The organism is Streptacidiphilus anmyonensis, from assembly GCF_000787855.1.
In the GTDB taxonomy this organism is placed as follows: Bacteria; Actinomycetota; Actinomycetes; order Streptomycetales; family Streptomycetaceae; genus Streptacidiphilus; species Streptacidiphilus anmyonensis.
This window is the reverse complement of record NZ_BBPQ01000004.1, coordinates 107,859-128,653: the sequence shown is the minus strand read 5'-3', so window position 1 is coordinate 128,653 and position 20,795 is coordinate 107,859. Positions and strand designations below refer to the sequence as shown.

Annotated in this window: 19 protein-coding genes; 9 read left to right on the top strand and 10 right to left on the bottom strand. The window is 70.6% G+C overall.

Annotated features, from left to right (window positions below):
- Window positions 1-42 precede the first annotated feature (42 nt).
- The 3 genes from gnd to dnaA form a co-directional block, all read right to left on the bottom strand.
- A complete protein-coding gene (gnd, locus tag TR50_RS06815; protein ID WP_042415916.1) occupies window positions 43-918 on the bottom strand; it encodes a phosphogluconate dehydrogenase (NAD(+)-dependent, decarboxylating) in 876 nt (291 codons plus the stop codon).
- A gap of 194 nt (window positions 919-1,112) precedes the next feature.
- Window positions 1,113-2,255, bottom strand: a complete 1,143-nt coding sequence (gene dnaN, locus TR50_RS06810) for a DNA polymerase III subunit beta (RefSeq protein ID WP_042415912.1) — start codon at window positions 2,253-2,255, stop codon at window positions 1,113-1,115.
- Between the two features lie 817 nt (window positions 2,256-3,072).
- The gene (gene dnaA, locus TR50_RS06805) at window positions 3,073-4,878 is read right to left on the bottom strand and encodes a chromosomal replication initiator protein DnaA (RefSeq protein WP_084699828.1); all 1,806 of its coding nucleotides are present in this window, start codon (window positions 4,876-4,878) and stop codon (window positions 3,073-3,075) included.
- Window positions 4,879-5,250: 372 nt separating this feature from the next.
- On the opposite strand from dnaA, the gene rpmH reads away from it, so the two are divergent.
- From rpmH to TR50_RS06760, 9 genes are all read left to right on the top strand, one after another.
- Entirely contained in the window at window positions 5,251-5,388 is a 138-nt protein-coding gene (gene rpmH, locus TR50_RS06800; RefSeq protein ID WP_034089364.1) for a 50S ribosomal protein L34, read from the top strand.
- A 30-nt stretch (window positions 5,389-5,418) separates the two neighbouring features.
- Complete coding sequence (rnpA, locus tag TR50_RS06795; RefSeq protein ID WP_042415906.1) at window positions 5,419-5,817, top strand: ribonuclease P protein component; 399 nt, start codon at window positions 5,419-5,421, stop codon at window positions 5,815-5,817.
- 26 nt (window positions 5,818-5,843) lie between these two features.
- A complete protein-coding gene (gene yidD / locus TR50_RS06790) occupies window positions 5,844-6,140 on the top strand; it encodes a membrane protein insertion efficiency factor YidD (RefSeq protein ID WP_084699872.1) in 297 nt (98 codons plus the stop codon).
- A gap of 3 nt (window positions 6,141-6,143) precedes the next feature.
- Window positions 6,144-7,241 carry a membrane protein insertase YidC gene (gene yidC / locus TR50_RS06785; RefSeq protein WP_042415902.1) on the top strand — a complete coding sequence of 366 codons (1,098 nt, stop codon included), beginning with the start codon at window positions 6,144-6,146 and terminating at the stop codon, window positions 7,239-7,241.
- Between the two features lie 49 nt (window positions 7,242-7,290).
- Window positions 7,291-7,812 (top strand): Jag family protein, encoded by a 522-nt coding sequence (locus TR50_RS06780; RefSeq protein WP_042415899.1) that lies wholly within the window; start codon window positions 7,291-7,293, stop codon window positions 7,810-7,812.
- 143 nt (window positions 7,813-7,955) lie between these two features.
- Window positions 7,956-8,699 (top strand): 16S rRNA (guanine(527)-N(7))-methyltransferase RsmG, encoded by a 744-nt coding sequence (gene rsmG, locus TR50_RS06775; RefSeq protein ID WP_042415896.1) that lies wholly within the window; start codon window positions 7,956-7,958, stop codon window positions 8,697-8,699.
- Between the two features lie 458 nt (window positions 8,700-9,157).
- Window positions 9,158-10,159 carry a ParA family protein gene (locus TR50_RS06770; protein WP_304941198.1) on the top strand — a complete coding sequence of 334 codons (1,002 nt, stop codon included), beginning with the start codon at window positions 9,158-9,160 and terminating at the stop codon, window positions 10,157-10,159.
- A complete protein-coding gene (locus tag TR50_RS06765) occupies window positions 10,156-11,253 on the top strand; it encodes a ParB/RepB/Spo0J family partition protein (RefSeq protein WP_042415893.1) in 1,098 nt (365 codons plus the stop codon). The genes TR50_RS06770 and TR50_RS06765 overlap by 4 nt, the downstream gene beginning before the upstream one ends.
- A gap of 108 nt (window positions 11,254-11,361) precedes the next feature.
- A complete protein-coding gene (locus tag TR50_RS06760) occupies window positions 11,362-11,979 on the top strand; it encodes a GNAT family N-acetyltransferase (RefSeq protein WP_042384625.1) in 618 nt (205 codons plus the stop codon).
- A 47-nt stretch (window positions 11,980-12,026) separates the two neighbouring features.
- Here the strand turns inward: TR50_RS06760 and TR50_RS06755 are convergent, their stop codons facing one another.
- The 7 genes from TR50_RS06755 to murJ all read right to left on the bottom strand — a co-directional run.
- Window positions 12,027-13,199: an N-acetylmuramoyl-L-alanine amidase gene (locus tag TR50_RS06755; RefSeq protein WP_042415889.1), complete on the bottom strand. Its 1,173-nt coding sequence runs from the start codon at window positions 13,197-13,199 to the stop codon at window positions 12,027-12,029.
- 82 nt (window positions 13,200-13,281) lie between these two features.
- Window positions 13,282-13,611, bottom strand: a complete 330-nt coding sequence (trxA, locus tag TR50_RS06750; RefSeq protein WP_042415885.1) for a thioredoxin — start codon at window positions 13,609-13,611, stop codon at window positions 13,282-13,284.
- Window positions 13,612-13,716: 105 nt separating this feature from the next.
- A complete protein-coding gene (trxB, locus tag TR50_RS06745) occupies window positions 13,717-14,685 on the bottom strand; it encodes a thioredoxin-disulfide reductase (RefSeq protein ID WP_042415883.1) in 969 nt (322 codons plus the stop codon).
- 144 nt (window positions 14,686-14,829) lie between these two features.
- Window positions 14,830-15,918 (bottom strand): anti-sigma factor family protein, encoded by a 1,089-nt coding sequence (locus TR50_RS46560; RefSeq protein WP_042415881.1) that lies wholly within the window; start codon window positions 15,916-15,918, stop codon window positions 14,830-14,832.
- Window positions 15,915-16,682 (bottom strand): RNA polymerase sigma factor SigM, encoded by a 768-nt coding sequence (gene sigM, locus TR50_RS06735; protein WP_236654299.1) that lies wholly within the window; start codon window positions 16,680-16,682, stop codon window positions 15,915-15,917. The genes TR50_RS46560 and sigM overlap by 4 nt, the downstream gene beginning before the upstream one ends.
- An 80-nt stretch (window positions 16,683-16,762) precedes the next feature.
- Window positions 16,763-18,769, bottom strand: coding sequence for a protein kinase family protein (locus tag TR50_RS06730; protein WP_052440802.1), 2,007 nt, complete (start codon window positions 18,767-18,769; stop codon window positions 16,763-16,765).
- Between the two features lie 267 nt (window positions 18,770-19,036).
- A partial coding sequence (gene murJ / locus TR50_RS06725) for a murein biosynthesis integral membrane protein MurJ (protein WP_052440801.1) occupies window positions 19,037-20,795 on the bottom strand: 1,759 nt, incomplete at its 5' end.

Sequence of the window (20,795 nt, the reverse complement as noted above, 5' to 3'; positions counted from 1 at the left end):
AGCTTCCTTCGCAGGTTGTGGATAACTCCGGTGGAAACCGCGTTACTTGGACTCGACCGCGTGGCCGCCGAACTCGTTGCGCAGCGCGGCGATCATCTTCATCTGCGGCGAGTCGTCCTGCCGCGAGGCGAAGCGGGCGAACAGCGACGCGGTGATCGCCGGCAGCGGCACCGCGTTGTCGATCGCCGCCTCCACCGTCCACCGGCCCTCGCCCGAGTCCGCGGCGTAGCCCTTCAGCTTGCCCAGGTGCTCGTCCTTGTCGAGGGCGTCCACAGCCAGGTCCAGCAGCCAGGAGCGGATGACCGTGCCCTCCTTCCAGGAGCGGAAGATCTCGCGGACGTTCTCGACGCTGTCCACGGCCTCCAGCAGCTCCCAGCCCTCGGCGTAGGCCTGCATCATGGCGTACTCGATGCCGTTGTGGACCATCTTGGCGAAGTGGCCCGCACCGACCTTGCCGGCGTGCACGGAGCCGAAGTCGCCCTCGGGCTTGAGCGCCTCGAAGATCGGCTGCACCTTGGCGATGTCGGCGTCCGAGCCGCCGTACATCAGGGCGTAGCCGTTCTGCAGACCCCAGACACCGCCGGAGACACCGCAGTCGACGAAGCCGATGCCCTTGGTGGCCAGCTCCGCGGCGTGCTTCTCGTCGTCCGTCCAGCGCGAGTTGCCGCCGTCCACCACGACGTCGCCCGGCTCCAGCAGCTCGGCCAGCTCGTCCACGGTCGACTGCGTCGGGCCGCCGGCCGGGACCATCACCCACACCACGCGCGGCGCGGCGAGGGAACCCACCAGCTCCTTGAGGCTCGCGACATCGGACAGGGCGGGGTCGCGGTCGTAGCCGACGACGGTGTGGCCCGCGCGGCGGATGCGCTCGCGCATGTTGCCGCCCATCTTGCCGAGACCGATGAGTCCGAGCTGCATGATCAGTCCTTCGTTCCGTTTCGACTGTCCGCGGCCCCGTTGCCGCACCAATGCACGAGCCTATCCCCGCAGGGCCCGTCAGGGGCGCGGGGAACAGGGCGACAAGCCACCCGCGAACAGACGGCCCCCGGTGACAGGGCCATCCGCACGCGGGTGGTTGCTCGTGCGGAGCCGCGCGCCCCTACGGGTGACGGTCAGCCCGAAAGGCGCACCGGCATGATCAGGTACTTGTACGACTCGTCCGCCTCGGTCTCCTGCGAAGCCTTGCCGCTCAGCAGCGCCGGCTTGGTCGCCGTCGTGAAGCTCAGCTGGGCCACCGGGGAGTCGATGGCCGACAGGCCGTCCAGCAGGTAGGCCGGGTTGAAGGCGATCGAGATGTCGTCGCCCTCGAGGTCCGCGTCGATCCGCTCCACAGCCTGTGCGTCGTCGCCGGAACCGGCCTCCAGCGTCACCACGCCCTGCTCGAAGCTCAGCCGCACCGGGGTGTTCCGCTCGGCGACCAGGGAGACGCGCTTGACGGCGTCGACGAAGGCCTGGGTGGGCACCGTGCCGATCGCGGAGAACTCCGTCGGGAACAGGGCCCGGAACTTCGGGAACTCGCCCTCCAGCAGCCGCGTGGTCGTGCGACGCCCCGCGCCCTCGAAGCCGATCAGGCCCTCGCCCTTGCCGCTGCCGGCCAGCGCGATGGAGACGTTGTCGCCCGCGCTGAGCGACTTCGCCGTGTCGAGCAGGGTCTTCGCCGGAACCAGGGCCACGGCCGACAGGCCGGGCTGCTCGGGCTTCCACAGCAGCTCGCGGACGGCGAAGCGGTAGCGGTCCGTCGCGGCCAGGGTGACCCGGTCGTCCTCGATCTCCACGCGCACGCCGGTCAGCACCGGGAGCGTGTCGTCACGGCCGGCGGCGACGGCCACCTGGGCCACGGCCGCGGCGAACGCGTCGCCCGGGACCACGCCGGAGGCGGTGGGCATCTGCGGCAGGGCCGGGTACTCGTCCACAGGGAGTGTGGGGAGTGTGAACCGCGAGCTGCCGCAGACGACGAGCACCCGCACGCCGTCGGTGGAGATCTCCACAGGCCTGTTGGGAAGCGCGCGCGAGATGTCGGCCAGCAGGCGACCGGAGACCAGGACCGTACCCGCCTCCTCCACGTCCGCCTCGGTCGCCACGCGCGCGGAGACCTCGTAGTCGAAGCCGGAGAGGCTGAGACGGCCCTCTGCGCCGTCGCTCTCGGCCGTCAGCAGCAGACCCGCGAGAACGGGCACCGGGGGCCTGGCCGGGAGGCTGCGCGCGGCCCAGGCCACCGCCTCCGCGAGGACGTCACGCTCGACCCGGAACTTCACCGGTAACCGCCTCCTGGGTGGATGTCGCTTGGTGTTCAGCTAGGTGTTCATCTGAGGCACGCATGGAGGCCCACGGGAAGGGGCACGCTCCTGGTTGCCGAGGAACAGTCTGACGCATACCACGGACAGCCGAGGCAGAAGGCTCCGAAGAGGCATCGAACGCGTGTCCCGGTCACGTTCTCCACAGATCTGAGCCCACCCTGCTTTTGGATCAAGGCCGAGCTATATCTAGTGGGTAGTAGTAGTAGGCCTTGTGGAAACAGTGGATAACCCCTTCCTCCGCTGGTCGGGGGCCATTTTTTGTCCACATCGCCTGGGGACGCCCGCGGTGGAAAAACCAGGCGCCCTGTGGACGCAGCACCCCTTGTGCACAGGCGGGTTGGGTTGTCCCCAGGTTGTCCACCACTCCGTCCCCAGGTTTTCCCCCGGTTTCCCACAGCCCCTGTGGCAACATCACGTGACCCAATTCGCTCGGGCCGGTGAAAAGGCCTTCCGTGTTGCCGTTCTGTGGACATTCTTGTGGAGAAGTGCCCGGGTTCTGGGGATAACCCGCCCCTCCCTGGGGACAGTGCGTGGATAACTATGGCGCCGGGTTGACGGGCCCCACGTTCTCCACAGGGTGTGGAAAACGTCTTCCCACAGTTCCACAGGCACCTGAGCTGGGACGATCCTTCCAGAGCCGAAGCCCCTGTGGACGGGTTCTGGATAACTCGGTTCTCCCCAGCATGTGGACAGGCCATCCCCCCGCAACTGTGGGCAAACGCCGGAGGGGCGCCCCCGCCGGGGGCGCCCCTCCACACGTCGGTCCGCTCGCGCGTCAGCTCTTGATGCGGTTGGTCAGCTCGGTCACCTGGTTGTAGATGGCCCGGCGCTCCGCCATCATCGTGCGGATCTTCCGGTCGGCGTGCATGACGGTGGTGTGGTCGCGGCCGCCGAAGGCTGCGCCGATCTTCGGCAGCGACAGGTCCGTCAGCTCCCGGCACAGGTACATGGCGATCTGGCGTGCCGTCACCAGCACCCGGCTGCGCGAGGAACCGCACAGGTCGTCCACGCTGAGGCCGAAGTAGGCGGCGGTCTGCTGCATGATGACGCCGACGGTGATCTCCGGGCCGTCGTCCTCGCCGCCCGGCACCAGGTCCTTCAGCACGATCTCGGCCAGCTGCAGGTCCACCGGGGCCCGGTTGAGGCTGGCGAAGGCGGTGACCCGGATCAGCGCGCCCTCCAGCTCGCGGATGTTGCGCGAGATCTTGGAGGCGATGAACTCCAGCACCTCGGCCGGCGCGTTCAGCTGCTCCTGGATGGCCTTCTTGCGCAGGATCGCGATGCGGGTCTCCAGCTCGGGCGGCTGGACGTCGGTGGTCAGGCCCCACTCGAACCGGTTGCGCAGCCGGTCCTCCAGGGTGACCAGCTGCTTGGGCGGCCGGTCGGAGGAGATCACGATCTGCTTGTTGGCGTTGTGCAGGGTGTTGAAGGTGTGGAAGAACTCCTCCTGCGTCGACTCCTTGTTCTGCAGGAACTGGATGTCGTCGACCAGCAGGATGTCCATGTCCCGGTAGCGCTGCCGGAAGCCGTCGCCCTTGTCGTCGCGGATCGAGTTGATGAACTCGTTGGTGAACTCCTCGGAGCTCACGTACCGCACCCGGGTGCCGGGGTAGAGGCTGCGGGCGTAGTGGCCGATTGCGTGCAGCAGGTGCGTCTTGCCGAGCCCGGACTCCCCGTAGATGAAGAGCGGGTTGTAGGCCTTGGCCGGGCTCTCGGCCACGGCGACCGCGGCCGCGTGGGCGAAGCGGTTGCTGGAGCCGATGACGAAGGTGTCGAAGAGGTACTTGGGGTTCAGTCGGGCGGCCGGTTCGTCCTTGCCGCCGCCGGGCGGCAGCGGGCTGCTGCCGCTGGAGCCGGTGCCGGGGCGCGGCAGCGGCGGCGTGGCCGGGACCGCGGGCGCGTGCTCGCCCTGCGGCGCGGGCTCGGTTGAGGCGGAGTCCTGGAGGGCGGGCAGCGCGGCGGGCGCGTGGCGCTCGCCGGGCTCCTGCTGTCCGGGCGGCGGCAACTGGACGGGCAGCTGCGGCACGGCCCACTCGTCGCGGTAGGCGGGCTGCTGCGAGGTGGGCTGCTGCGGGGCGGCCTCAGGTTGGGGCGCGGGGCCGGCGGGGTAGGGCTCGCCCGCGCCGTAGGGCTCGGCCGGCGGGTAGGGCTCGGCGGAGGGGTAGGGCTGGGCGTAGCCGTAGCCGTGCTGGGCGGCCGCGTGCGGGGGCTGGGCCGCAGGTGCGTGCTGGGGCCCCGGCTGGTAGCTGGGCTGCTGCGGGGCCGGCTGCTGATGGGCGGGCGGCCCCGGCTGGGGGGCGGGGGCGAGGCTGCCGGCGCTGGCGTCGACGACGACGGCGATCAGCACCTGCCGCTGGAACTCCAGCCCGAGCAGCTCGGTGATCTGCTGGACCAGCCGGCCCTCCAGCACGCCCTTGGCGTACTCGTTGGGGGCGGCGAGCAGCGCGGTGTGGGCCATCATCCCCATGGGATGGGTCCGCTGGAGCCACTTCTTGTCCATGGACTCGACCGCCGGGTCGTTCGCCAGTCGCTCGACGACTCGCGTCCACGCGGAAGCGAGATCGTTTGTTGGGTCAGCCACTGGTGCACGCCTTCACTGGGGGCAGGAGTTCCATGGAAAAGTCTGTCAACGGTAGGCGGCCGAAGCGCCCTCGTTCAAGTTGTTGTCCACAGGGTGTGGGAAACGTGTCGCGGCCGCCTGCGCAGGCGGCCGCCAGGCCGTCCACGAGGTCCCGGCGAGGAGCTGGTTTGACCCGTCGGTGCCGTTCCGCGTACCGTAACGAGGTCGAGTTGTCGATGGCCGCTGCCGCATGCCCGCGGAGTCTCCGCAAAGAGGCGCGCAGCTCTGGGCGTCGTGGATCACCGTATCGAACGGGTTATGGGGATCGCGCGGACGCACGGTGACGGCCAAGCGACGGTCCGGCCGCCCCTTCGATTGACCTGGAGTTCTCCCGTGAGCAAGCGCACCTTCCAGCCGAACAACCGCCGTCGCGCGAAGACCCACGGCTTCCGCCTGCGGATGCGTACGCGTGCCGGTCGTGCCATCCTCGCGGCGCGCCGCGAAAAGGGCCGCGCCCGTCTGTCCGCCTGACCTGCCACCTGAAGCAGAGGTTGTCAGGTCGTGCTGCCCTCCGAATCTCGGCTGAGGCGGCGCGAGGACTTCGCGACCGCGGTGCGGCGGGGCCGGAGAGTCGGCCGTCCGCTGCTCGTCGTGCACCTGTACCAGGGGGGCGCGACCGCGGAGCCTGCAAACCCGCATAGCGCCGGGGGGAGCTTTCTCCCGGCGCGTGCGGGTTTTGTTGTCAGTAAGGCCGTCGGTGTGGCGGTGGTCCGCAACCGCGTCAAGCGGAGGCTGCGCCATCTGGTGGCCGAGCGAATCGGCCACCTGCCCGCAGGTAGCCTGATAGTGGTGCGCGCGCTGCCCTCGGCCGCCGAGGCGCAGTACGTGGACCTGGCACGCGATCTGGACTCCGCGCTGCGCAAACTGAGCGCCTCATCGCCGACGGGAGCAGGGCAGTGACGTACCTGCTGTGGGTGGTGGTCGGCTTGGTCGGCCTCTTCGCAGGCAAGTACCCGCTGTTGGGGCTGATCAAGCTCTACCAGTGGACCATCAGCCCCATGCTGGGACCGGTGTGTCGCTACCACCCGTCCTGCTCGCGCTACGGCTTCGAGGCCATCAAGGTCCACGGTGCGATCAAGGGCACCGTACTCACCGCCTGGCGAATCCTGCGGTGCAACCCCTGGAGCCCCGGCGGCTTCGATTACGTCCCGGAACGAAAGCACCCGGTCTGGTACCGGCGTCTTCGCAAGCCGGTGCCCTCGACCAATGCCCAAGGAGTCTGACCGGTGCATTTCTACGACACGATCCTGAGTCCGCTGTATTACGTGGTCTCCGCGATCATCAGTGCCTTCCACGGCATGTTCAGCCAGGTGTTCGATCCGAACAGCGGCTGGGCCTGGGGCCTCTCGATCGTGCTCCTGGTGCTCGTCGTCCGCGCGGCGATGATCCCGATCTTCACCAAGCAGATCAAGTCCATGCGGACGATGCAGGCTCTGCAGCCGAAGATGAAGGTCATCCAGGAGAAGTACAAGAATGACCGGCAGCGCCAGTCCGAAGAGATGATGAAGCTCTATCGGGAGGCCGGCACCAACCCTGCCTCGAGCTGCCTCCCGATGCTCATCCAGATCCCGATCGGTGGCGCCCTCTACGGTGTGCTCCGTCTGATCTCCCAGGGCCACCAGGTCGGCGTGCTCACGGTGACCCAGGTCGAGAGCGCGCGCAACGCGCACATCTTCGGCGCCCCGATCTCCGGGACGTTCTACTCGACCCACATCACGAGCGTCCGGATCGTCACCGCGATCTTCATCCTGCTGATGTGTGTCACGCAGTTCATGACCACGCGGCAGATCATGACGAAGAACGTCGACCTCACGGTCAAGACGCCGTACATGCAGCAGCAGAAGATGATGATGTACTTCCTGCCGCTGATCTACGTCTTCACCGGCCCGGCCATGCCGATCGGTGTCCTGATCTACATGTTCACCACCAACATCTGGACCCTCGGCCAGCAGCTGGTGATCATCCGCAACAACCCGACCCCGGGTTCGGTGGCCTGGAAGGAGCGCCAGGCGCGCCTGAAGGCGGCCGGCAAGCTCAACGCGGACGGCACCGAGATCAAGGGCGGGATCTCCGCGCTGGTCAAGAGCGGCGCGGACACGGCGGTCGAGGACGCCGAGCCGGAGGCGGCGCCGGTGCGCCAGCAGCCGAAGCGGCAGACCAAGGCGCAGCGCGCCTCGGGCGGCGGCCAGCAGGGCCCCAAGGGCCAGCAGGGCGGCGGCGCCAAGCAGGGCGGCGGTACCAAGACCGCCCCGGCTCGCGGCCGGGCCACCACCGGTGGTGGCAACCGGCAGGGCGGCGGCCAGTCGCCCAAGAAGAAGTCCTGAGCTCCACCCTCCATCTGTCTCCATCTGATTCACCGAAGGAGTCGATCCTGTGACGGACGGCACCGTGGCCCCCGAGGGCACGTCCAAGAGCGAGCTGCTGGCCAACCTGGAGCAGGAGGGCGAGATCGCGGCCGACTACCTGGAGGCGCTTCTCGACATCGCCGACCTGGACGGCGACATCGACATGGACGTCGAGGGCGACCGCGCCTCGGTCTCGATCGTCGGTGAGGGGCCGGGCGCGGCCCGCTCGCTGCAGCGCCTGGTCGGGCACGACGGCGAGGTGCTGGAGGCCCTGCAGGAGCTGACCCGTCTGGCCGTGCACCGGGAGACCGGGGAGCGCAGCCGGTTGATGCTGGACATTGCCGGGTTCCGTGCGGGCAAGCGGGCCGAGCTGGCCGAGCTGGGCGCCCAGGCGGCCAAGGACGTCAAGGAGACCGGCGAGCCGGTGCGCCTGAAGCCGATGACGCCGTTCGAGCGCAAGGTGGTCCACGACGCGGTGGCGGCGGCCGGGCTGCGCAGCGAGTCGGAGGGCGAGGAGCCCCAGCGCCGGGTGGTCGTCCTGCCCGCCTGAGCGGGCTGAGCAGAATCGTCCGGCCCCGTCCGCGGTACGCGTGTTGCGTGTCCACGGGCGGGGCCGTTCCAGGTATGGCAGCTGTGACGAGTGCGACGAGTGCGACGAGTGCGATCAGTGCGAACGTGAGGGAGTGGTGCGGCGTGGTCGAGGACCAGCCGGAGGAGTTTTCGACGGAGCTCGGGGAGACCCCGGCTGTCGCCGCGCGGCTCTTCGGCGACCGGCTGCCGCTGGCCGAGCGCTACGCGCAGCTGCTCGCGGACGCGGGCGTCAAGCGCGGGCTGATCGGTCCGCGTGAGGTGCCGCGTCTGTGGGAGCGGCACATCCTCAACTGCGCGGTGCTGGGCGAGGCGCTGCCGGAGAGGCCTTCTCCGCTGTCGCTGTGCGACGTGGGCTCGGGGGCTGGCCTGCCGGGCATCCCGGTGGCGCTGGCACGTCCGGACGTGGAGATCACCCTGCTGGAGCCGCTGCTGCGGCGGACGAACTTCCTGGAGGAGGTCGTCCGGGAGCTGCGGCTGGAGAACGTGACGGTGGTGCGTGGCCGCGCCGAGGAGATGGTCGGCAAGCTCCAGGTGGATGTGGTGACCGCGCGGGCGGTCGCGCCGCTGGACCGTCTGGCCGGCTGGGGTCTCCCGTTGCTGCGCCCCTACGGTCAGATGCTGGCGCTCAAGGGCGACTCCGCGGAGCAGGAGGTGGCCGAGCACCGGGCCGCGCTCCAGAAGCTGGGCGCGCAGGAGTGGTCGGTGGAGACGGTCGGGGCGGCGGTCGTCTCGACGCCGACGCACGTGGTGCGGGTGGTGGCGGGCGAGAGTCCGGGCGGCGTGAAGGCCGCGGCGCGTCGTGCCAAGGCGGCCCGCGCGTCCCGGGCGCGGCGGAACCGGCAGTGAACGTCGGACCGGGATTTTTCAAGATCGCTAACTGTTTCACGTGTGACAGTTAGCGATCTTGGTTTTTCGGGGGGGTCCGACGCGCCGGAGTGTCGGACCGTCAGATTTGCCCTAAAAAGGGCATCGTGGTGCTCGTGAAACATCGCTCCTTGCTCTCCGGCATCCTCAGCCGAAGCCGTGAGGCCGCTCTCCGCACCCGCCCGGCCCGTCATTCGAGTGAAGATGTCGGGACCGGGGATCTCGATCGTTCCCAACTCCCTCCCCTGCCCCGCAGACTGCGCGAAAATGCTGAGGACAGCCCGGAGAGTGAGGGGGGCGGACCCATGTCTGTCGAACGTCCCGTTGCCGATCTTCCTGCCGTCGCCGAGCCCGTGCCGGGCCCGCGGCTGCCCGTGCCGGACCACGGCGGGGTCGCGCCCGTTGTCCAACCGGTACCGGCGCATGAAACACTGACCGACATGCAGGACTCCGACACTCCGCCGCTCGCCGACGACACCCCGATCGCGCGCGCCGCGCAGGCCGCCGTCACCGCGATGGCGCGGGTCGGGGACCCTCTGCCGCGTCCCGCGCAGACCCGCGTGATCGTGGTCGCCAACCAGAAGGGCGGCGTCGGCAAGACCACCACCACGGTCAACCTGGCCGCCTCGCTCGCGCTGCACGGGGCCCGCGTCCTGGTCATCGACCTCGACCCACAGGGCAACGCCTCCACCGCGCTGGGCATCGACCACCACGCCGAGGTGCCCTCCATCTACGACGTGCTGGTCGAGGGCAAGCCGCTGGCCGACGTGGTGCAGCCGGTGATCGACGTGGAGGGCCTCTTCTGCTGCCCCGCCACCATCGACCTGGCCGGCGCGGAGATCGAGCTCGTCTCGCTCGTCGCCCGTGAGAGCCGGCTGCAGCGCGCCATCGCCGCCTACGAGCAGCCGCTGGACTACATCCTCATCGACTGCCCGCCCTCGCTGGGTCTGCTGACGGTCAACGCGATGGTCGCCGGGCGCGAGGTGCTGATCCCGATCCAGTGCGAGTACTACGCGCTCGAGGGCCTGGGACAGCTGCTGCGCAACGTCGACCTGGTCCGTGCCCACCTGAACCCCGCGCTGCACGTCTCCACGATCCTGCTCACCATGTACGATGCGCGCACCCGGCTCGCCTCCCAGGTCGCCGAGGAGGTGCGCAACCACTTCACCACCGAGGTGCTGCGCACCAGCATCCCGCGTTCGGTCCGGGTCTCCGAGGCGCCCAGCTACGGGCAGACGGTGCTGACCTACGACCCGGGCTCCAGCGGTGCGCTCTCCTACCTGGAGGCCGCACGGGAGATCGCGCTCCGCGGAGCGGAGGCGGATGCCGCGGCCGAGGTCAGCTACGCCTCCGGCGGGGCGTCGGGCGTCTACGCCCAGCGGCCCCACGGCCTCGAGCAGCACATGGACCAGCAGCACAGCACGATGGAGGGGAACCGGTGAGCGAGCGTCGTAGGGGTCTTGGTCGTGGTCTGGGGGCGCTGATCCCGGCCGCCGCCTCGCCGGTCGGTCCACAGGGCGCTCCCGGCACCGCCGCGGCGGGTGTGGCCAACCCCGAGCGCGGCATCGCGGCCGTCAAGATCGCCGGTCTCAACGGTGCGGGCGGTGTCGCCTCGCTGCCGTCCGCGGCGGTCGAGGACGCCCCGCTGGCGCAGTCGGACCTGAAGCCCGTCGAGGGCGCGTACTTCGCCGAGCTGCCGCTCCAGTCGATCACGCCGAACCCGCGTCAGCCCCGTGAGGTGTTCGACCCCGAGGCCCTGGCCGAGTTGGTGACCTCCATCAAGGAGGTCGGCCTGCTCCAGCCGATCGTGGTCCGCCAGGTCGGCCCGGAGCGCTACGAGCTCATCATGGGCGAGCGCCGTTGGCGCGCGAGCCAGGAGGCCGGGCTCGACGCGATCCCGGCGATCGTCCGCGCCACGGACGACGAGAAGATGCTTCTCGACGCTCTGCTGGAGAACCTGCACCGCGCCCAGCTGAACCCGCTTGAAGAAGCGGCCGCCTACGAGCAGCTGATGTATGACTTCTCCTGCTCCCAGGGCGAGCTGGCCGACCGGATCGGCCGCTCCCGTGGGCACGTCAGCAACACGGTGCGGCTGCTGAAGCTCTCCCCGTTCATGCAGCGTCGGCTGGCCTCCGGGGAGTTCTCCGCCGGGCACGCCCGTGTGCTGCTCGGCGTGGAGGACGAGGAGCAGCGCGAGAAGCTGGCGGCGCGGATCTCCCCGGAGGGCCTCTCGGTCCGCAACCTGGAGGAGATCGCGACCCTGCTCTCGCACGACGGCAAGGCCCGGAAGGCCCCGACGCCCCGGGCGGGTCGTCGGATCTCGCCGGCCTTCGCCACTCTGGCCAACCGGCTGTCGGACCGCTTCGACACCCGGGTCAAGGTCGAGATGGGCAAGGACCGCGGGAAGATCGTCGTGGAGTTCGCGTCGGTCGAGGACCTGGACCGCATCCTCGGCTCCTTCGCCCCGGGCGAGGGCGAGCGGCTGCGTCAGGGTCTGGTCGGTGACGGCGGCGAGGCCGAGCCGATCGAGGACTGAGTCCGAGGTCGTATCCGGCGAGGCCCCCGCGTTGGCGAACGCGGGGGCTTTTCCATGTCCCGGGGCGGGGTCCGCGTGTCCTCGCGCGTGGGCGCTTATCGTGGAGTCATGGGACGCCGGTTGGTACCGCTGACACTGGACTCGCTCGCCGATCTCCCGCTGCCCTGCAGAGCCTGCGTGTTCTGGGAGCTGGATCCGGTCAGCGGGGAGGCCGCCATCAAGGACGGGCGGCCGGAGTTGGAGAAGGAGTCCTGGATCTCCGCGGTGCTGCTGGAGTGGGGCTCGTGCGGTCGTATCGCCTATGTCGACGACGTCCCTGTGGGCTTCGTGCTGTACGCGCCGCCCGCCTATGTGCCGCGCTCGCTGGCCTTCCCGACGAGCCCGATCTCGCCGGACGCCGTGCAGTTGATGACGTCTCGGGTGCTGCCGGGTTATCAGGGGCAGGGCATCGGGCGGACCTTGGTGCAGACGGTGGCCAAGGATCTGGTGCGGCGTGGCTTCAAGGCCATCGAGGCGTTCGGCGACGCGAAGGCGGAGGACGCGCACTGCGTGCTGCCGGCCGACCATCTGCTGGCGGTCGGCTTCAAGACGGTCCGTCCGCACCACCGCTATCCGCGACTGCGGCTGGAGGTGCGGTCGGCACTGTCGTGGAAGGGCGAGATGGAGGTCGCCCTGGAGCGGCTGCTGGGCGCCGTGCAGAAGGAACCGTCGCTGCGGCCGCTGTGAAGCACTTCAAGATCATTAAATGCTTCACGTGAAGCAGCTGACGATCTTCAGGCGTGCGTCAGCGGAAGCCGCAGCACACCCGTCGGGGCGTCGTCCTCCGGCGGGAGGTAGAGGCGCTGAACGGCCACCGAGATCGCTTCGACCGCCTGGGCGCGGATCTCTGCGGAGTGCAGCCGTGCCGCGTCGTCGGGGTGGGTGAGATAGCCGAGCTCCAGACGGACACAGGGCATCGTCGTCGCACGCAGGATGGTCCAGGTGCGGGCGTGGCTGCGCAGGTCCCCGAGACCGCAGCGGGCGACGAGCTCGCGCTGGGCGAGCCCGGCGAACTGCTTGCCGGTGTGGGACCAGCGGCCGCGGCTGTCGTCGCCGTAGTAGTAGCTGGCGACGCCGCCGACGGAGGGGTTGGCGTGGCCCTCCAGGTGGAGCGAGATCATCAGGTCGGCGCCGGTGCGGTTGGCGAAGCGGATCCGCTCCGCCTCGTCGGGAGCGGTGTCGGCGGTGCGGGTCAGGTAGGTGCGCACGCCCAGCGCCGTCAGGCGGCCCTCCAGGCGGCTGGTGACATCCCAGACGAGCTCGGCCTCGGTGATGCCGCCCGCGTGCACGCCGAGGTCGCGGCCGCCGTGGCCCGGGTCGATCACGACCACCTTGCCGGAGAGCGCCGGGCCGGAGTGCCGGAGCATCTCCGTCTCGCGCATCACATGAGGGGCCCCGCCGACGACGGTCCGCGAGAGGCGCTCCAGCACCACGTAGGTGGTGGGGCCGAGGGTGCAGTCCGGGTAGAGGCCCATGTTCCGTTGGAACTCGCCGACGGCCTGCGCGGTGGCGGGGCCGTAGATGCCGTCCACCCGGCCGGGGGTGAAGCCCATGTCGAGCAGGCGCTGCTGGAGCCCCGCGACGTCGTCGCCGACCTGCATGCTGCTGGGGATGTAGCTGAGCACCCGGTCGCCGAGGCGCCAGCGGGCCTCGTTGAGGTGGCGGTAGGTCTCCGGTCCGACGATGCCGTCAGCGGTGAGGCCGCGCTGCTGCTGGAAGTGGCGCACGGCGGCGTCGACCGCCGGGTCGAACAGGGCCTCGGCGGAGGGGATGTGACGGCCCGGTCGTACGGAGGGGGGCTCGGGCAGCAGCCCGAGCAGGGTGAGCTTGAAGCGGATCTCGGCGACGGCGGGGCCGGTGTCCCCGAGCTTCCAGGAGTACACGTGGGGCAGGCGCTGCTGGGACATAGTCAAGATCGTACGCTTCGGGCCCCTGGTTTCCGATGAAACCAGGGGCCCGAGGGGAGGATCAGCGCGTGCGATGACCCGATCAGCCGATGAAGGCGGCCAGATCGCGCAGCAGGGCGCTCTTCGGCTTGGCGCCGACGATGGTCTTCACGACCTCGCCGTTCTGGTAGACGTTCATGGTCGGGATCGAGAGAACGCCGTACTTGGCCGGGGTGTCCGGGTTCGCGTCGATGTCGATCTTGGCGATGGTGAGCTTGTCGGCGTACTCGGTCGCGAGCTCCTCCAGGATCGGCGCGACCTGGCGGCACGGGCCGCACCAGGTGGCCCAGAAGTCGACCAGGACGGGCTTCTCGCTCTTGAGGACCTCGGCCTCGAAGGTTGCGTCAGTGACGGTGATGGTGGCGCCGGCCACGGGATCTCCTCGGGTTGGTGGTGCGGGGTGGCGGGGTGGCTCTTGACGGCTGTCGTGCCGGTCGGACCAGTCGTGCCGGGCAAACCGGTAGCACCGGTCGGACGGTCAGACGGCTGCGGTCTCGACCTCGGCCTCGGCGTGGGCCTGGGCGGCCAGGAAGCGCTCGGCGTCGAGGGCGGCGGAGCAACCGGTGCCGGCGGCGGTGATGGCCTGGCGGTAGGTGTGGTCGACGACGTCGCCCGCGCCGAAGACGCCTGCGACGTTGGTGCGGGTGGACGGGGCGTCCACGCGCAGGTAGCCCTCGTCGTCCAGCTCCAGCTGGCCCTTGAACAGCTCCGTGCGCGGGTCGTGGCCGACCGCGATGAACAGGCCGGTGACGGCCAGCTCGCGGGTCTCGCCGGTCCGGGTGTCCCTGAGGGTGACCGAGCTCAGCTTGCCGCTCTCGCTGTGCAGGTCGGCGACCTCGCTGTTCCACGCGAAGGAGATCTTCGGGTCGTTGAAGGCCCGCTCCTGCATGGTCTTGCTGGCGCGCAGCTCCTCGCGGCGGTGGACCACGGTGACCGAGTTGGCGAAGCGGGAGAGGAAGGTGGCCTCCTCCATCGCGGTGTCGCCACCGCCGACCACGGCGATGTCCTGGTTGCGGAAGAAGAAGCCGTCGCAGGTCGCGCACCAGGAGACGCCGCGGCCGGACAGCTCGTCCTCGTGCTCCAGGCCGAGCTTGCGGTGCTGCGAGCCGGTGGCGACGATGACGGCCTTCGCCTTGTGCACGGTGCCCTCGGTGTCGGTCACCAGCTTGATGTCGCCGCTCAGGTCGACCGAGACGATGTCGTCCGGGACCAGCTCGGCGCCGAACCGCTCGGCCTGGCTGCGCATGTTGTCCATGAGCTCGGGGCCCATGATGCCGTCACGGAAGCCGGGGAAGTTCTCGACCTCGGTGGTGTTCATCAGCGCGCCGCCGGAGGAGACGGAGCCCTCGAAGACCAGGGGCTTCAACGAGGCACGCGCGGTGTACAGGGCGGCCGTGTACCCGGCCGGGCCTGAGCCGATGATGATCACGTTGCGGACGTCGCTCACTGAATCTCCTGAATGCTTCGCGCCGGGCTGCCGTCGCCGGTCGGGGCTTCCACCCCGCTCAACGGCTTCCTAGTGTCTCGCATTCCCGGAGGGCTCGGGAGCCCGGCACCCGGCGATGGACGTCGGGGACGTCGGCCGGGGGCGTCAGCCGCGCGGCACCGACTGGTGCAGCATGACCAGCGGCGCGGAGCAGGAGTTCTGCACGAGGTAGACGTCCCAGGTGTGCGCCGGGTCGGCCGAGTCCGGGTAGAGCAGGGCGAAGACCTGGACGTCGAGGTACTGCCCGAGACCCTGCACCGCCGGAGGCTGGGTCTGCTTGGTGGCGGCCAGGACGCAGGCCGGCGCGGTGGGCTGGGCCGGCTGGGCCGGGCTCGTCGCGCCGCTCTCGGCGCCGCCGTTCGGTGTCACCAGGGCGCCGACCCCTGCCGGAGAGGTGTTCGCGGACGGCGTGCCGGACGGTGTCCCGGCGGTCGAGAACGACGTGGCCGGGGCGGAGCCGGAAGGGGCGGTGCCCGCGGCGTGGCCGGCGGCGTGGAGGCGGGCGGAGTCGCTCGCCAGGCGCTGCACCTCGCTCGTGAGGTTCGTCTGGGTGAAGTCGTAGGCGGATCCGGCGAGGGCCTTCGGGCTGGGTGCGGTGGCCGAGGAGCCGCCGGCCGCGCTCGTGCTGCTGCTGCCACTGTCCAGATCGCCGCCGCGGGAGACGGCGAGCCCGATGCCGCCGGCCGCGACGAAGAGCGCGAGAGTGGCCAGCACGCGCCGGATCCGGATCGAGCGGGTCGAGCGGTTCCTGGGTCGGTTGTCCTCGGGGCGCTGCCCGCCGGGTCGCCGCTGCGAGCGGACGCGGTCGGCGTCGGCCTCGCCGTCCTCCTCGCTGCTCTCGCTGCTCTCGCCGTCCGGGGCCTGCGGGGCGTCCGGGGCGTCCGGGGCGGCGCTGTGGGCGCCGCTGTGGACGGCGTCCTGGGCGACGACGGCGTCGGGTGCGTCGGCCGCGCGCTCCGCCGCCAGCGCGGCGTCGATGCGGGCGGCCACGTCGTCGGGCATCGGGCCCGGCGCGGGCTCGGCACCCAGCAGCGCGGTCAGCTCCACGAGCGCGTCGTAGGTCTCGCGGCACTCTTCGCACGAGGCGAGGTGGGCGGTCAGGTCGGCGCTCTGCTCAGGGGTGAGCAGCTCCTCGGCGTGCTCGGCGAGGAGGTCGGCGTCGGGGTGAGCCGGGTGCAGCGTGGAGTCGCTCATGCCTTCAGCTCACCTCCTGCGGCTCGTGCGGTCTCGGCCCTCTCCGGCGATGGGACGTGCGAGGCGGCTGTTGGGTTCCCCTCGGGTGGTCGACCAAGATCGTCAACTGCTTCACGTGTGACACTTGATGATCTTGATCCGGCATTGCCTGACCCGGCCGCGGTTGACCCGGACCTGCTCGAACCGGCCGCGTCGGAGCGGCCGTCCACGCGCAGATGGCTCAGGTGCGGTAGGAGCTTGGCCCGTGCCCGTGCGCAGCGGCTCTTGATCGTGCCGGCCGGGACGTCGAGCACCGCCGCGGCCTCCGCCACGGAGTAGCCCTCCATGTCGACCAGCACCAGGGCGGCCCGCTGCTCACCGGGCAGGGTCGCCAGTGCCGTGGCCAGCTCGCGACGCAGCTCGCCGCGCTCGGCGGAGACGTCCGCGCCCTCGTCGTGGCCGGCGGCGGTCTCCAGCACCGTCTCGTCCTCGACGAGCCGGGTACGGCGGGTGGAGCTGCGGCGGGCGCGGTCCAGGCAGGCGTTGACGACGATCCGGTGCAGCCAGGTCGTGACGGCCGAGCGGCCCTGGAAAGTGTGGGCGGCCCGGAAGGCCGAGACGAACGCGTCCTGGAGGGCGTCTGCGGCCTCCTCGCGGTCGCCGAGGGTGCGCAGGGCGATGGCCCAGAGGCGGTCCCGATGCCGGCGGACCAGCTCGCCGAAGGCGTCAGGATCGCCCTCCACATGGCGACGCAGCAGCTCTGCGTCCTCGACCGGATCGGTCACCTGACCCTCCACCCCCCTCGATCTCACGGCTGGTCCGCGTGGAATTCGAGGTCAAGCCTGCCATCTCGGAGGTGTCCGCGTCAGCCCAGGACCTGGATCTCTGAGATACCGCCACGGTAGCCGCCCGAGGACGGGTCGCTGGGAAGGGAGGTGATGTGGATCAGGACGTAGCGCGTGCGCACCGGCTTGGCCAGCACGCCGCTGTCCAGGGCGGTGCCCGGCAGCAGGGCGCTGTTGCTGATCCGCTGGGTGAACCCGCTCAGGTCCGTCGGTGCGCTCGAGGCGTCGGCGGGAGCGGCCAGGATCTCCTGGGTCTGCCCCCCGACCGGGAGGGTCACCTTGACCTCGGAGACGCTCTGGACACTGCCCAGATCGACGATGATGCCGCTGCCGTCCTTGCGGGACGAGTAGTTACCGAAGTTCGGATAGCCGAGGAAGTACTTGGTGATCCAGGAGGTTCCGGGCTTGCCGTCGATCGCCAGCGGCGCGTCCTCGGGCTTCATCGGCGCGTCGAGCGGCGAGAACTCCGAGTCCGAGGAGATCGGCAGGATCTTCAGCTGGCGCCCCGCGTTGTCCTGACCGGACTGCTGTCCGCCGCTGCCCCCGTGGCCCTGCCCCTGACCGCCCTGGCTCAGCTGGGTGTTGGTGCTGCCGCTGTTGTCGTGCGTCATCAGCGCCTCCGCCGTGCCCCAGCTGCCGAGCGCGATGGCGCCGAGCACGACCAGGGAGACCGCCCACTTGAGCGCCTTGCCCGAGCGGCCCGGCAGGGCCGGCTGCGGCACGGGCGGGGTCTGCGGCCGGTGCGGCTGGGCCGCCGTCCTCGCTGCGGGCGCGGACACGGACGGGCCCGGCCGGCGGGCGGTGTCCCGGACGGTGGTCGGGTACGTCGGCAGCACCAGCGGCTCGGGCTCGGGCTGGCGCACCTTGGGCAGCTCGGTGACGGCCTTGGCGAGCTCCTCCGGCGTCGTGACCGGGGTCAGCTTGCCGCCGGGCGGCGAGCACAGGGTGCGCGCGGTCAGGTCCGACAGTCCCCGGTGCACGCCCGCCTTGACCCGCTCCGCCGGCACGGTGCCGAGGTCGCGCGGAAGGCCCTGCAGCCCGTGCGCGCCCTCGGGGTAGGGCCAGCGGCGGGTGAGCCCGGCGAAGAGCAGCGCACCGATCGCGCGCGTGTCGCGCTGCGCGGCGTCCGCCTTGTCCTCGGCCTCGATCCCGCGCAGCGCGGCGTTCACCGCCATGCCGTCGATGCGGTACTGGCCGCTGTCGGTGCGCAGCACGCAGGCCGGGGTGAGCCGCAGGTGCGCGAGGCCGCGCCGGTGTGCGGCGGTGAGCGCGTCGGCGAGCTGACGGACCAGCTGGTACGCCTCGTAGGCCTCCAGCGGCTCCGTCAGCAGCAGCATGTCCAGGCCCGTCGCGTCCGGCAGCCACTCGCGGACGACATAGACGATGTCGCCGTCCTCGACGGCGTCCAGCACCTGTACGAAGCGCGGGTCGCCCAGCAGGGCCGCCTGCCGGGCGGCGGCCAGCACGCTCTTGGCACGCGGGTGCGTGGCGGCGATCAGGTGGATGCCGACGGCGCGGCGCAGCTTCTCGTCGACGGCCCGCCAGGAGCTGAAGACGTCGTTGCTGGTGGTGCACTCCTCGAGCCGGTAGCGCCGGGCGATCCGGTCCCCGCTGTGCCGCACGGGCGCGGGGACTGACGCCTCCTCGGCCGCCGTCTCCTCGGGCTCGGTCTCCTCGGACACGGTCTTCTCGGGCGCAGACTTCTTGGACGCGGTCTTCTCCGGCTCGGTCTCGTCAGCGGGTTGCGCGTCGGCGGGCTGCGCGTCGTCGCCGTGCGCGTTCCCGCGCGCGCCGTCCTCGCGCGCATCGGCGGGCTGCGCGTCAGCGGGCTGCGCATCGGCCGACTGCGCGCGCTGCTCGCGCGCGTCGCCCGAGTGCGCGCGATCCGCCCGGGGCTCGCCGTCCTGGACGGCTTCGGGGGCTGCTTCCGGGGTGTCAGCCGGGGCCGGGGCGGCGGCAGTTGCTCCTGCGTCGGCCGGGGCTTCCGGCTCCGCGGTCAGCTCCGCGGCGAGGGCCTCGGCGGACATCCTGGAGGTCGCCTCCGATGTCTGCTCCGTTCGCCCTACGTCCGCCCGAGGGCGGCCCGTGGTCGTTCCCACGGCCGTCTCGCTGCGCTCAGCCACCGTTGTCCTGCCTCCCCGAACCGCACTGCCGTCGATCCCGCCGCGGGACCGCGTTCGATACGAGCCCGGCCCACGATCAATTGTGCCAACTCGCCGTGCCTCCTACGACCCTCGGAGGCCCCCGATGGTTGCCCGGACCCGCTAACAATCGCGGTGGGAATCCGGCGCCCTCTAGCGTCCGATTTTCGCGCGGACCATGGCGAGAAGCGAGTTGAGCTCCTCGACGCGCATCCGCTTGGCCACGACCAGGAACAGGCCCAGCTGCACCAGACCGCCGACGACCACGGCGGCGATGCCGCCGGTGCGGCCCTCGCCGAGCGTCTGCAGCACCGCGAGGCTGATCGCCGCCCCGGCCACGGCCGGCAGCACGTTGGCGCCGATCAGCTTGGCGTAGGTGCGCTTGATACGGGCTCCGTCCAGGTCGCCGATGCGGCGGCGCAGGCGCGGCACCGCGACCATCAGGCCGACGACGTAGGCGGCGCCGTAGACGAACGCCATGCCGGTGACGGCCCACTTGGCGGGCAGCACCAGGTAGCAGGCGGCGGAGAGCAGCGCCTGGGTCACGGCCACCCAGACGGTGTTGTAGAAGGGCGTGCGGGTGTCCTCGTAGGCGTAGAAGCCGCGGAGCAGCACGTACTGGGCGGAGAACGGGATCAGGCCCAGCGCGAACGCGGAGACCATGTAGCCGACCGAGACGTTGCCGTAGATGGTCGCGCCGATGGCGGGGCCGAGGGCGAGGAACGCGAAGGCGCCCGGCACGATCGCCACGGCCGAGGTGCGCAGACCGTAGGAGAGGTCGTCGCGCACCGAGACCCCGTCCTCCTCGGCGGCGGCTCGGGAGATCCGGGGCAGCACCGCGCTCATGATGGACACGGTGATGACGGCCTGCGGCAGCTGCCAGATCAGCAGCGCGTTCTGGTAGGCCGCCAGACCCTTGCCGGCGTCGCCCGATGCAAGACCGGCGGAGGTGGCGAGCTGGGTGACGACCAGGAAGCCGGCCTGGTTGGCGAGTACGAACAGGAACGTCCACTTGGCCAGCTTCGCGGCGTGGCCGAGGCCGTGGCCGCGCCAGTCGAAGCGCGGCCGGAAGCGCAGGCCGGAGTGGCGCAGATAGGGGAACATCGCCAGCGACTGCACGACCAGCCCCAGCAGGGTCCCGGCTCCGAGCAGCCGGACTCCGGCCGAGGGCAGGGTCTCCGGCGACATCTGTGTGGCGGACCACGGACCGTACGCCCAGATGAAGAGTGAGAACGTGAAGATGACGACGATGTTGTTGAGGACAGGGGTCCACATCATCGGGCCGAACTTCCCGCGCGCGTTCAGGATCTGACCCATGACTACGTGCAGGCCCATGAAGAAGATCGTGGGCAGGCAATAGCGGGCGAAGGCGACGGTCATGTCGGCCGACGCGGGTGAGGACATCGCTGTGTCGGATACGGCACGCACCAGCAGCGGTGCGGCGAGCACCGCCGCAAGCACGACGACCCCCAAGCCGACGACAACCAGGGTCAGCAATCGGTTGGCGTAGGCCTCGCCTTCGTCGTCGTCGTTCTTCATGCTCCGCACCAGCTGCGGAACGAAGACCGCGTTGAGCGCTCCACCACCTACGAGGATGTAGATCATGGTCGGCAGAGTGTTGGCGACGCTGTAGTCGTCGCCAATCGTCTTGATGCCGATGGCGGCAGCGATGACCATCGTGCGCAGGAAGCCGGTGCCGCGCGAGACCAGGGTGCCGGCGGCCATGATGGCGCTGGAGTTGAGCAGGTTCGCGACCTTGCCCCCCCGCGCGCCGCCGGACTCCTGCTCCGTCTCCTCCGCTGCCTCGTCCTGGCTCTGCGGCAGGTCCGCGCGGAGCAGCGGGATGGTGCCGGTGGTCTCGGCGACGGAGTCGCCGCCCGCCTCGCCGTATAGGCTCGGGCCGCTGTCGCGG